At 63.6% G+C, this 12,818-nt stretch carries 7 protein-coding genes; all 7 read right to left on the bottom strand.

Annotation, left to right across the window (positions count from 1 at the left end):
• A partial coding sequence (gene scpA, locus ACFQX9_RS35570; protein WP_377791860.1) for a methylmalonyl-CoA mutase occupies positions 1-1,367 on the bottom strand: 1,367 nt, incomplete at its 3' end.
• A gap of 34 nt (positions 1,368-1,401) precedes the next feature.
• Positions 1,402-3,279: a methylmalonyl-CoA mutase family protein gene (locus tag ACFQX9_RS35565; RefSeq protein ID WP_377791859.1), complete on the bottom strand. Its 1,878-nt coding sequence runs from the start codon at positions 3,277-3,279 to the stop codon at positions 1,402-1,404.
• A 110-nt stretch (positions 3,280-3,389) separates the two neighbouring features.
• Positions 3,390-5,405: an acetyl-CoA carboxylase biotin carboxylase subunit gene (locus tag ACFQX9_RS35560; RefSeq protein ID WP_377791847.1), complete on the bottom strand. Its 2,016-nt coding sequence runs from the start codon at positions 5,403-5,405 to the stop codon at positions 3,390-3,392.
• 8 nt (positions 5,406-5,413) lie between these two features.
• Positions 5,414-6,943, bottom strand: a complete 1,530-nt coding sequence (locus tag ACFQX9_RS35555) for an acyl-CoA carboxylase subunit beta (protein WP_377791846.1) — start codon at positions 6,941-6,943, stop codon at positions 5,414-5,416.
• A 17-nt stretch (positions 6,944-6,960) separates the two neighbouring features.
• Entirely contained in the window at positions 6,961-8,673 is a 1,713-nt protein-coding gene (gene lpdA, locus ACFQX9_RS35550) for a dihydrolipoyl dehydrogenase (RefSeq protein WP_377791845.1), read from the bottom strand.
• 8 nt (positions 8,674-8,681) lie between these two features.
• Positions 8,682-9,962, bottom strand: coding sequence for a 2-oxo acid dehydrogenase subunit E2 (locus ACFQX9_RS35545; protein ID WP_377791844.1), 1,281 nt, complete (start codon positions 9,960-9,962; stop codon positions 8,682-8,684).
• A gap of 17 nt (positions 9,963-9,979) precedes the next feature.
• Positions 9,980-12,658 carry an alpha-ketoglutarate dehydrogenase gene (gene mdeB / locus ACFQX9_RS35540; protein WP_377791843.1) on the bottom strand — a complete coding sequence of 893 codons (2,679 nt, stop codon included), beginning with the start codon at positions 12,656-12,658 and terminating at the stop codon, positions 9,980-9,982.
• Between the last annotated feature and the right edge of the window lie 160 nt (positions 12,659-12,818).

The following is a 12,818-nucleotide window of genomic DNA, read 5'->3' as shown; positions in this document are numbered from 1 at the left end:
ACGCCGATCACCGCCTGCTTGCCGGCGTCGATGCGGGCCTGGGTCTTGGCCGAGGCTTCCTCGATGCGCAGCTTCGGTACGCCGGCCTCGATCGCCTTGGCCATACCCCCGAGCTCCTCGACCTCCTGGATGTGGCCCCAGGCCTTGGCGGCGAGGTCGCGGGTGAGACGCTCGACGTAATACGAGCCGCCCCAGGGATCGATGATGCGGGTGGTGCCGCTCTCCTGCTGCAGGAAGAGCTGGGTGTTGCGGGCGATGCGGGCCGAGAAATCAGTCGGCAGCGCCAGCGCTTCGTCGAGCGCATTGGTGTGCAGCGACTGGGTATGGCCTTGCGTTGCCGCCATCGCCTCGACCGTCGTGCGCATCACGTTGTTGAAGACGTCCTGCGCGGTCAGCGACCACCCCGAGGTCTGGCTATGCGTGCGCAGCGACAGCGAGCGTGGGTCCTTCGGATTGAACGGCTTCAGCAGCTTCGCCCACAAGAGGCGCGCGGCGCGCAGCTTGGCGACTTCCATGAAGAAGTTCATGCCGATCGCCCAGAAGAACGACAGACGTGGTGCGAAGCGATCGACGTCGAGACCCGCGGCAATGCCGGCGCGTAAGTATTCGACGCCGTCGGCGAGCGTATAGGCGAGCTCGAGGTCCTGCGTCGCGCCGGCCTCCTGCATGTGATAGCCGGAGATCGAGATCGAATTGTATTTCGGCATCTTCTGCGAGGTATAGGCGAAGATGTCCGAGATGATCCGCATCGAGGGCGCGGGCGGATAGATATAGGTGTTGCGCACCATGAACTCTTTCAGAATGTCGTTCTGAATGGTGCCCGACAGTTTTTCCGGCGGCACGCCCTGTTCGCTCGCCGCGGCGACATAGAGCGCCAGGATCGGCAGCACCGCGCCGTTCATGGTCATGGACACGCTCATCTGGTCGAGCGGAATGCCCGCAAACAGCGTGCGCATGTCGTAGATGGAATCGATGGCGACGCCGGCCATGCCGACGTCGCCGCCGACGCGCGGATGATCGGAGTCATAGCCGCGGTGGGTGGCGAGATCGAACGCGACCGAGAGGCCCTTCTGTCCGGCCGCGAGGTTACGGCGGTAGAACGCGTTGGAATCCTCCGCCGTGGAGAAGCCGGCATATTGCCGGACCGTCCAGGGCTGGTTGACATACATGGTCGGGTAGGGACCGCGCAGGAACGGCGCGATGCCTGGCCAGGTCTCAAGGAAATCGAGCCCGGCGATATCTGCTTCTCCGTATGCCGACTTGACCGGAATGCCCTCCGGAGTCACCCACGGATCGACGGAGACGGAAGAAGCGGCGACCGAGCACCTTTCGAAAGCAATACTTGCAAAATTCGGGATAACGCTGATGGATGACATCTGAGTGTTCGCGTTCGATTGTCGATTATCCGAAAACCTTCGGGTTTTGGATCCGGTTGTAAGCGGCATTTAGCGTTGCCAAGGCGTCGCAACTGACGTGAATAAAGCTGCAGATGCCAGCCCGCCGAAACGCGGGGTCGGATAGAGAGGGAAGTCCCGCCAAATAGATGTGCCTAGCTCCGACTTGCTGAAGCGCGTGGGCGGAGATTTCGGCGCACTCCGCATAGATCTTATCGCTGGAGCAAAGGCAGGCAAGTTCGGCACCAGAGCCCGTGAATGCGAGGGCAAGCTCGGCTGGGTCGGCGAAGCCGGCGCCGTCGATAGCCTCAATTCCTCCCGCTTCGAAGAAGCTCTTGGCGAATGTCGCGCGGGCCGTAAAGTCGGTCGGTGTGCCGAGATTAGCAAGAAACACTCGCGGCCGCGCGCCGAGTAGCTTCAATATCGCATCGGACTTATCGCGGAGCGATTCGAACGGTTCCGCAAGCCGGATCGGCGGCAGTGGGTCGAATACGAATTTCTGATCAAAGCTAGGCGGAAGAGCCATCGGTCTTACGCTTAGTACCGCCGCTGCGCCTTCGCTAAGGTTTGCGAACTCGCTCACTCCGGTCAGCGGGTCGCTGCGTTTCGCGAGATTTGCACAGCGCGCTGTGCGTGTAGCTGTGATCTTCGCCTGAAGCGTTCCTTGCTGTAGAGCGGCAAAAATGCCGCCCGCATTTTCAGTCTCTTGAAAACTCCTCCAGGCCGCGTCGCAAAGCTCCGTTGTTAGCGCCTCAATGCCGCCAGCACCTGCGGCAGGATCGCTAACCTTGGCAAGATTGCTTTCCTCCAGCAGCAGAAGTTGCGTGTTGCGGGCCACGCGCCGGGCAAACGAGTCTGGAAGGCCGAGCGCCAACGTGTGCGGCAGGACTGTGATCGCATTGGCACCGGCGATTCCCGCAGAGAATGTAGCCAAGGTAGCGCGCAACATGTTTACGTAGGGATCGCGCCGGGTCAACATGCGCCAGGACGTGTCAGCCGCAATGAACAGCGGCCTCGGCGTCACACCGCACACCGATTCGATGCGCGCCCAGAGGAGTCGCAACGCGCGGAATTTAGCCATAGTCAAAAACTGGTCGGCGTCAGCAGTGAGTCGCGCATAGATCATACTTCGCGCTTGATCCAGCGGAATGCGCGCTGCCTCCATAGCGTGCAGATATGCCACGCCGCAGGCGAGCACAAAGGCAAGCTCCTGCACTTCTGAGCCGCCGGCGTCATGAACGATACGCCCGTCGCTCGCGGCAAACGGCCCCTTGAACCCCAGCGTTACAAGCCCTTTGATCGTGCTGGCAACGTTCCGTGCGATTTCTTCCCAAGTGTATGGACTGCGTCCGCTTAGGGCGCACGCGCCCAGCGGATCGAGCCCAAATCGAATGTCGCAGACGGCAGGATCGAGACCGACCGACTTCACATATTCCGCAACATGGATCGCGGTCTTACGCCCGTCTGTACCAATTTGGAGTTCAATCCCGATGCCGGCATCAAGGTGGACGTCCTTTAAAGCTTTGGCGACGGTACCTGCCGTTTGATCGAGACCGAACCCGCGGCTGCTGTTGGCGCCGGCAAAGACGAGCGCCAGGCCCGTCGCCCCATTCTCCAGATCGTGAAGGGCCTGCCTATTGGCCGTCACCGGGTCTGGATGATCGATGCGCTGCATGATCTGCCAAGGCGCCGCGGGTGCCCGCCCGTCGACTAGTGCAATGTCTTTCGCGCGGAGATAAATCGGCTCGATTCTCAAGTCGTCGTACGTCCTACCAATCAGCTTTTCGAACGGCGCTCCCTTTAGCACGCCATCAACCAGCTTGTGCCAGTCCTGGCGTGAAGCAGGCGCAAAGCCCGATGCCAATGCCAATCGTTCGGTTTTCATCAAGTCCACCTAATCCCAAGTGACGCCGAGCTGCCCAACATGACTTCTGCCTGGAAGTAACCGGAATTCCTGCAGTCAGGCTGCCCATCTCAGGTCGCCTCTTGCGGTATTCAGGAAAACTCCAAAATCAGCGCGTCGACCGCGAGCGTCGCACCCGCACTGGCGTGGATCTTCTTCACGGTGCCGTCCTGCTCGGCGCGGAGCACGTTCTGCATCTTCATGGCTTCGACCACCGCGAGCGTCTCGCCGGCCTTGACCTCCTGCCCCTCGGTCACCGCGATCGAGACGACGAGGCCAGGCATCGGGCAGAGCAGTTTCTTGCCGGTATCGGCGGCCGTCGTCACCGGCATCAGCCGGGCGGACGCGGCTTCCGCTTCGGTCCAGACATAGACCGGCACCTCGACGCCCTGATGCGCAAGACGGATGCCGTTGGCGATCGGGCGCGCCTGCACCGCGACGACATGGCCATCGATGGTGCCCTGCCAGACCGGATCGCCCGGCTTCCATGATGACTGCAACAGATGCGCTCTGCCGGCCTTGCCGTCGGCATCGATGAAGCTCACCGCAATCGCCTCGCCCTCGCGGGCAACCTCGAGCAGGATCTCCTGGCGGTCGAGCCAGAGCGCGCGGCGGCGTTCGCGCTGCACGATCCGGCCGCCCATCTGGCCCGAGATCTGGCGCTTGCGCTCGCCGAGCACGTGGTCGATGGCGGCACCGACCGCGGCGATCCGCCGGGCGACCTCGCCTTCGGGCACCCGCACCGCAAAGCCCTTGGGGAATTCCTCGGCAATGAAGCCGGTCGAGAGCCGGCCCTCGCGCCAGCGCGGATGGTTCATCAGCGCCGACAGGAACGGGATGTTGTGGCGGATACCGTCCACATAGAACGAGTCCAGCGCAGTCGACTGCGCCTCGATCGCGGCGGCGCGCGACGGCGCGTGGGTGACGAGCTTGGCGATCATCGGATCGTAATGGATCGAGATCTCGCCGCCCTCCTGCACGCCGGTGTCGTTGCGAACGGTGATGCCGTCCTGGCTAACTTCCGCCGGCGGGCGGTACTTCACCAGACGCCCGATCGAGGGCAGGAAGTTGCGGAACGGGTCTTCGGCGTAAAGGCGGGATTCCACGGCCCACCCCGTGAGCGTGACGTCCTTCTGCTTGATGGACAGCTTCTCGCCGGCGGCGACCCGGATCATCTGCTCGACGAGGTCGATGCCGGTGACGAGCTCGGTGACGGGATGCTCGACCTGGAGGCGCGTGTTCATCTCCAGGAAGTAGAAGCTCTTGTCCTGCCCTGCGACGAATTCGACGGTGCCGGCAGAATCGTAGTTCACGGCTTTGGCCAGCGCGACCGCCTGCTCGCCCATCTTGCGGCGGGTGGCTTCGTCGAGCAGCGGCGACGGCGCCTCCTCGATGACCTTCTGGTTGCGGCGCTGGATCGAGCATTCGCGCTCGCCGAGATAGATGACGTTGCCGTGCTTGTCGCCCAGCACCTGGATCTCGATGTGGCGGGGATCGACGATGAACTTCTCGACGAAGACCCGGTCGTCGCCGAACGAGGCCTTGGCCTCCGCCTTGGCGAGGTTGAACCCCTCGGCGACCTCGCTGGTCGAATAGGCGATGCGCATGCCCTTGCCGCCACCGCCGGCCGAGGCCTTGATCATCACGGGATAGCCGATCTCGTCGGCGATCTTGACCGCGTGCTTCGCGTCCTCGATCACGCCGAGGAAGCCCGGCACGGTCGAAACGTCGGCCTCGGCCGCGGCCTTCTTGGATTCGATCTTGTCGCCCATCGCCGCGATCGCGCCCGGGTTGGGGCCGATGAAGACGATGCCGGCGGCTTCCAGCGCCCGCGGGAACGCCTCGCGCTCGGACAGGAAGCCGTAGCCGGGATGCACGGCCTCGGCGCCCGTCTTGCGGCAGGCCTCCACGATCTTCTCGATCACCAGATAGCTCTCGGCGGCGGCGGGCGGGCCGATCAGCACGGCCTCGTCGGCCATCTCGACATGGAGGGCATCGCGGTCAGCCTCGGAATAGACCGCGACCGTCTGAATTCCCATCCGGCGGGCGGTCTTGATGACCCGGCAGGCGATTTCGCCGCGATTGGCGATCAGAATCTTCTTGAACACAGCTCTTCCTACAACGGAATGTTGTCGTGCTTCTTGGCCGGAATTTCCATCTTCTTGTCACCCAGCATGGCCAGCGCCCGTGCGATGCGGCGCCTCGTTGCATGCGGCATGATGACGTCGTCGATATAGCCGCGCTCGGCGGCGATGAAGGGTGACAGGAAGCGATCTTCGTATTCCTTGGTGCGGGCCGCGATCTTGTCGGGGTCGCCGATGTCGCTGCGGAAGATGATCTCGACCGCACCCTTGGCACCCATGACCGCGATCTGCGCGGTCGGCCAGGCGTAGTTCATGTCGGCGCCGATCTCCTTGGAGGCCATGACGTCGAAGGCGCCGCCATAGGCCTTGCGCGTGATGATGGTCACGAGCGGCACGGTGCATTGCGAATAGGCGAACAGGAGTTTCGCGCCGTGCTTGATCAGGCCGCCATATTCCTGCGCGGTACCCGGCAGGAAGCCCGGCACGTCGACGAAGGTGACGATCGGGATGTTGAAGGCATCGCAGAAACGAACGAAGCGCGCCGCCTTGCGCGAAGCGTCGGAGTCGAGCACGCCGGCCAGCACCATGGGCTGGTTGGCGACGAAGCCCACCGTGCGGCCGGCGATGCGGCCGAAGCCGGTGACGATGTTCTTGGCGAAAGCATCCGCGATCTCGAAGAAGTCGCCCTCGTCCACGACCTTCAGGATCAGCTCCTTCATGTCGTAGGGCTTGTTCGGATTGTCGGGGATCAGAGTGTCGAGCGACATGTCGACGCGGCCGATGTCGTCGAAGCTCGGCCATTCCGGCACGCCGTCGGTGTTGTTGGACGGCAGGAAGTCGATCAGGCGCCGCATCTGCAAGAGCGTCTCGACGTCGTTCTCGAAGGCACCGTCGGCGATCGAGGAGCGCGTGGCATGCACCGAGGCGCCGCCGAGCTCTTCCGCGGTGACGACCTCGTTGGTGACGGTCTTCACCACGTCGGGGCCAGTGACGAACATGTAGCTGGTGTTCTTCACCATGAAGATGAAGTCGGTCATCGCAGGCGAATAGACGTCGCCGCCGGCGCAGGGGCCCATGATGACGGAGATCTGCGGGATCACGCCCGAGGCGAGCACGTTCCGTCGGAACACGTAGGAATAGCCGGCGAGCGCGGCCACACCTTCCTGGATGCGGGCGCCGCCCGCGTCGTAGAGGCCGATGATGGGCGCACGCGCCTTCATCGCTATGTCCTGCAATTTTGTAATTTTCAGAGCGTGGGTCTCCGACAGCGAACCGCCGAACACCGTGAAGTCTTTGGCGAAGACAAAGGTTTTGCGGCCGTTGACGGTGCCCCAGCCGGTGACCACGCCGTCTCCCGGAATCTTGGTCTTCTCCATCGCGAATTCGGTCGAGCGGTGCTGGACGAACATGTCCATCTCCTCGAACGAATGCTTGTCGAGCAGCAGATCGATCCGCTCCCGCGCGGTGAGGCGGCCGCGCGCATGCTGCGCGTCGATGCGCTTCTCGCCGCCGCCGAGCTTGGCGCCGGCGCGACGTTGTTCAAGGGCCTCGATAACGGACATCGATTGGGCCAACTGATCTACCGCTTTCTGGCGATTGGAGGCAGGTCGGTGCAAATGCCCTCATGGACTTCGGCAGCCATGCCGATCGTCTCGCCGAGGGTCGGATGCGGGTGAATGGTCTTTCCGATATCGATCGCGTCAGCCCCCATTTCGATAGCGAGACAGATTTCCCCGATCATATCGCCGGCATGCGGTCCGACGATCACGCCCCCGACGATGCGACCGGTTTCGGCGTCGAACAGCAGCTTCGTCATGCCATAGGACGCGCCCGACGCGATGGCCCGGCCGGACGCGGCCCATGGGAATTTTGCCGAACGGATCTTCCGTCCGGATTCGGCGACATCACGCTCGGACTTGCCGACCCAGGCGATCTCAGGATCGGTGTAGGCGACATTGGGGACGATCTTCGCGGTAAAGGCCGCCGGCTTCCCGGCAGCTACTTCCGCGGCGACGTGCCCCTCGTGAACGGCCTTGTGCGCCAGCATCGAACCGCCGACGACGTCGCCGATGGCGAAGACGTTGCGCGCCGTCGTTCTCATCTGCTCGTCGACCTGAATGAAGCCATTCGAATCGATGGCAACGTCGATCCGTTCGAGGCCGAGCTCGCTACTGTTGGGAACACGGCCGGCCGATTGCAACACCAAATCGTACGATCGTGTCCGTACCGATGCGCCTGTGGTACCGACCCTCACGCCGTCCGGCGTGATTTCGGCGGTTGATACGCTGCTTGCGACGTCGATATGCTCGAAGCGATGCGCGTTGCGCGAACGCCAGATCTTCACCGCGTCGGCATCCACGCCCGCCAGGATATCGGGAAGCCTTTCGACAAGATTGATCTTGGCGCCGAGCGAGCTGTAGACGGTCGCCATCTCCAGCCCGATGATCCCCGCTCCGATCACGAGCATGCGGCCCGGAATGCTTCGCAGCGCGAGCGCGCCGGTCGAGGTCACGACCCGCTCGTCCTTGGGAAGCACCGCCAGCTGCACCGCGCGCGAGCCCGTGGCGATGATGCATTGACCAAATTCAATTTGCTGCGAGCCTGCCCCCTCACCGACAATCTCGAGCCGCATGGCGGAGGCGAATTTCGCGATGCCGCGGATCACCGTGACGCGGCGCGCTGCCGCCATCTGGCTCAGCCCATCCGTCAGCTTCTTGACGGTGCCGTGCTTGAAGGCGCGCAGCTCCTGCAGATCGATCTGCGGCGCGGCGAAGCGAATGCCCTTGTCCGCGATCCGTTCGGCTTCCTCCTTGACGGCCGCAACATGAAGCAGCGCCTTCGACGGGATACATCCAACGTTCAGGCAAACTCCGCCCAAGGTGCCGTATCGTTCGACGATCGCGGTGTTCAGTCCAAGGTCTGCGGCCCGAAACGCTGCTGAATAGCCGCCCGGCCCGCCTCCGATCACGACAAGATCGTAGCGCGTATAATCTGTTGCGCGCTGGCCAACATCCTGATCCGCCGAGATCGGCTCGCCTTGCGCGCCCGCTTCGTCCGACGCCGACGCCGTGCCAATCATGGAGCCTTGAGACACCTTGTCTCCAACACGGAGCGGCATGCTCGTGATCACCCCTGCGATCGGCGACGGAATCTCCAGCGTGGCCTTGTCGGATTCCACTGTGATCAACGCCTGTTCCCGCACGACGACGTCGCCCGCCCTGACGTGGACCTCGACGACTTCGACGTCTCGGAAATCCCCGATGTCGGGGACCCGGATTTCCTCTGTCCGCATCTGCGTCCTCACAATGCGAAGCGCCGCAGATCGGAGAGCACCGACGCGACGAAGCCCAGGAACCGGGCCCCAGCCACGCCGTCGACGACCCGGTGATCCCACGACAGACTCATCGGAAGGACGAGGCGCGGTTCAAACTCGCGGCCGTTCCAGACCGCCTCGGTGGCGGCCCGCCCGGCGCCGAGGATCGCCACCTCGGGCGCGTTGATGATGGGCGTAAATCCCTGACCGCCGATGCCGCCGAGAGACGACACCGAGAAACAGCCGCCCTGCATGTCGCCCGACGCGAGCTGCCCCGCGTGCGCCTTGTCGGCGAGCGAGCGCATCTCCGCGGCAATCTGCCGAAGGCCCTTCTTATCGCAGTCCCGGATCACCGGCACGACCAGACCTCTCGGCGTGTCGACAGCGACGCCGATGTGGACGTAGTGCTTGAGGATCAACTCATCGCCATCGAGCGACGAATTGAAGCGCGGGTATTTCTGCAGCGCCAAGGCCGCGGCCTTGATCAGCAGCGACACCATGGTGAGCTTCGCCGTGTCCTTCGCGGCCTCGGCATTGGCGAGCTGACGAAAGGCTTCGGCGTCGGTCACATCCGCTCTGTCGAAATTCGTTACATGGGGAATGACGCTCCAGTTGCGCGAGAGGTTCGTACCGGTCAGCTTCTGGATCCGTGTCAGCGGCAGGCGCTCGACCGCGCCGTACCTCTCGAAATCCACCTTGGGCCAATCGACCGGGGCGCCGGGCTCAGGCGCCATCGCCGGTCTCGATCGCACCAGGCCGTTGACGAAGGCCGCCACATCCTCGCGCAAAATCCGGCCCTTGGGGCCTGTGGGCACGACAGAGTCCAGCGTCACGCCGAGCTCACGCGCCAAAGCGCGGACCGACGGCGATGCATGCGCCGCCCCGCTAGGCTGCGGCTGCTGTGCACGTGCTCGCGAGTCATCGACTGGAGCCGCGGGCGCCGGCCGTGACAGCGCCTCCTGCTGCGAGATCCGTTGCTCCACCAGCGGTGCCGACGCAGTCGCCGGCGGAGGCGCGGTGGATTCGCCGCGACCTTCGAGGACCATCAGAACCGAACCTTGAGAAACCCGCACCCCGACGTCGATCATCAGTTTGGCCACCGTGCCTGCGGCTGGGGATGGCACCTCCATCGTCGCTTTGTCGGACTCGATCGACAGCAACGGCATGTCGATCGTGACCTCGTCGCCGACCGACACATTGATTTCGACTACCGGGACATCCTTGTAGTCCCCAATATCTGGCAGAACGACTTCAATTGAACGAGACATGCGCGCTTCGCCCTCTCTCAGCGCGACCAAGGCGATGCAACGCCGGTCGGCAATTCGTAGCTGGCGATGGCTTCGGCGACCTGCTCACGCGCCACTTGACCCAATTTTGCCAGTGCCGACAGCGCCGCAACGACGATCTGCTTGCGATCGACCTCGAAGAACGATCTCAGCGCCGCGCGTGTATCGCTGCGCCCGAAGCCGTCGGTGCCCAGCACCGTATAGGGCGCCTCGATGTAAGAACCGATCAGTTGCGGATACGCCCGGACATAATCCGATGCCGCGACGATCGGCACCTTGCCGCCGAGGCATTGTACGACGTGGCTCTCGACCGGGGTCGACAGTGGCGAGAGCCGATTAGTTCGCTCCACATCGCGCGCCTCCCGCGCCAACTCGGAAAAGCTCGTTGCCGACCAGACTTCACAGGCCACTTTCCATTCGCTTTGCAGCATCGCTGCGGCGGCGAGCGCCTCCGGGAGAATGGCGCCCGAGCCGACCAGCCTGATCTTCGCCGGCCCGTCAGCGCTCGGCAGAACCCGATAGAGACCCTTGATGATGCCGTCGCGTGCATCGTCGGGCATCGAGGGCTGCGCATAGTTCTCGTTCATCGCCGTGAGGTAATAGAACTCGTCGTTGCCCTGCTCGAGCATCGACCGCATGCCGTGATCGACGATGACGGCCACCTCGTAGGAGAATGCCGGATCGTAGGCCCGGCAGTTCGGAACGGTCGCCGCCATCAGATGGCTGGACCCGTCCTGATGCTGCAAGCCTTCGCCGCCGAGCGTCGTCCGGCCGGCCGTCGCCCCGATCAAAAAGCCACGCGCGCGCTGGTCCGCCGCCGCCCAGATCAGATCGCCGACCCGCTGAAAGCCGAACATCGAATAGTAGATATAGAACGGCAGCATCGGGAAGTTATGGATGCTATAGGAGGTCGCCGCCGCGGTCCATGACGAAATCGCCCCCGCCTCGGTGATCCCCTCCTCCAGCAATTGACCGTCGATCGCTTCCTTGTAGTACAGCATCGAACCGGCATCTTCCGGCTCGTAGAGCTGTCCCGTCGGCGAGTAGATGCCGACCTGTCTGAACAGGTTCGCCATTCCGAAGGTGCGGGCTTCGTCGGCGACGATCGGAACGATGCGCGGGCCGAGCGTTTTATCCTTGAGCAAATTGGTGAACAGCCGCACGATCGCCATCGTGGTCGACGTCTCCTTGCCGTCGCCGCGCAGCGCGAACTTCGCGTAGGATTGCAGCGGCGGCACCGGCAGCGCCGCCGAAGCGCGTCGCCGCGCCGGCATGTAGCCACCGAGTGCCGCGCGACGGGCGCGCAGGTACTGAATTTCCGCGCTGTCTTCCGCAGGCCTGAAGAATTCCAGATCCTCGACTTGCTCGTTGCTGAGCGGCAGGGCGAACCGGTCGCGGAACGCATACAGCGCGTCGACGTCGAGCTTCTTGGCCTGGTGCGACGTCATGCGCGACTCGCCGGCGCCGCCCATGCCGTAGCCCTTCTTGGTCTTCGCCAGAATGACGGTCGGCCGACCCTTAATGTCCTTCGCGGCGGCAAAGGCCGCGAACAGCTTCTTGAAGTCGTGGCCACCGCGCTTCAGGCCGTCGATATCCGCGTCCGACATGTGCGCAACTAGCGCCCGGACGTCGGGATCCTCGCTGAAGAAGTGGGCGAGGTTGTAGGCCCCATCCTTGGCGCCGAGCGTCTGATATTTGCCATCGACGGTGTCAGCGAATTTGCGCAGCAGCGCATGCTTGCTATCGCGCGCGAAGATATCGTCCCAGTCCGATCCCCACAGCACCTTGATGACGTTCCAGCCGGCGCCCTGGAAAAGTGATTCGAGTTCCTGAATCACCTGCCCGTTGCCTCGGACCGGCCCATCCAGGCGCTGCAGGTTGCAATTGACGACGAAGGTGAGGTTGTCGAGATTTTCCCGCGCCGCCAGGGCGAGCCCGGCGATCGATTCCGGCTCGTCCATCTCGCCGTCGCCGAACACACCCCAGACGTGGCGACCAGCCGTCTGCACCAGGCCGCGATGCTCCAGATACTTCATGAACCGCGCCTGGTAGATCGCGCTGATCGGCCCAAGGCCCATCGACGCCGACGGCACCTGCCAGAACTCCGGCATCAGCCAGGGATGCGGATAGGACGACAGACCGGGGCCGCTCAGTTCCTGGCGATACAGCTTCAGATTTTCGTCCGACAGTCGGCCTTCGAGATACGCTCGTGCATAGACTCCGGGGGACGAATGCGGCTGGAAATACACCAAGTCGCCCTCCGACTCGGAGCTTGACGCGCGAAAGAAATGATTGAAACCGACTTCGAAAATCTCCGCGGCCGAGGCGTAGCTGGCGACGTGCCCGCCGAGCTCCCCATAGGCCTTGTTGGCACGGACCACCATCGCGAGCGCGTTCCAGCGAATGATCGCCGTCAGGCGGGTCTCGATCGCGATGTCGCCGGGGTAGGGCTTCTGCTGCTCGAGCGGAATAGAATTGCGATAGGGCGAAAACGGCGGAGAGTCCGGCGGAACGCCGAGCTCCCTCGCGCGCCGATCGAGCGCAGCCAGGATATATCGCACGCGCTCGGCACCGGCGCTGTGGTAGAGCGATCCAAGCGAGGCGAGCCAATCGGCGGTTTCGACCGGATCCTGATCGGCGTTGACGGCCTTGCGTGGCGGATCGATGTGTGCAGTCATGCGTCGGGCTCCGAGAAAGCCCGCACTTGGTAGCATCGGGTGCTATGGCACGTGCTGCTGAATACGGCCGCGTTCCGACGGATTGCCCGGCTCCGGCGGGACGCCGAGGCTCGCATTGCAGCATTCTCTGCTGTTGGTTTAATCGGGCGAGTGATCGAGC

The sequence above is a fragment of the Bradyrhizobium sp. GCM10028915 genome (assembly GCF_042666195.1).
Classification (GTDB): Bacteria; Pseudomonadota; Alphaproteobacteria; order Rhizobiales; family Xanthobacteraceae; genus Bradyrhizobium; species Bradyrhizobium canariense_D.
Note: the sequence above shows the minus strand (reverse complement) of the source record. Positions and strands in the feature narration are given on the sequence as shown.

Bases quoted from the DNA above. Each gene is read 5' to 3' on its own strand.
- ACFQX9_RS35565 (WP_377791859.1), bottom strand. From the start codon at position 3,279: ATGAAAACCGAACGATTGGCATTGGCATCGGGCTTTGCGCCTGCTTCA.
- ACFQX9_RS35555 (WP_377791846.1), bottom strand. From the start codon at position 6,943: ATGTCCGTTATCGAGGCCCTTGAACAACGTCGCGCCGGCGCCAAGCTC.
- lpdA (WP_377791845.1), bottom strand. From the start codon at position 8,673: ATGCGGACAGAGGAAATCCGGGTCCCCGACATCGGGGATTTCCGAGAC.
- ACFQX9_RS35545 (WP_377791844.1), bottom strand. From the start codon at position 9,962: ATGTCTCGTTCAATTGAAGTCGTTCTGCCAGATATTGGGGACTACAAG.
- mdeB (WP_377791843.1), bottom strand. From the start codon at position 12,658: ATGACTGCACACATCGATCCGCCACGCAAGGCCGTCAACGCCGATCAG.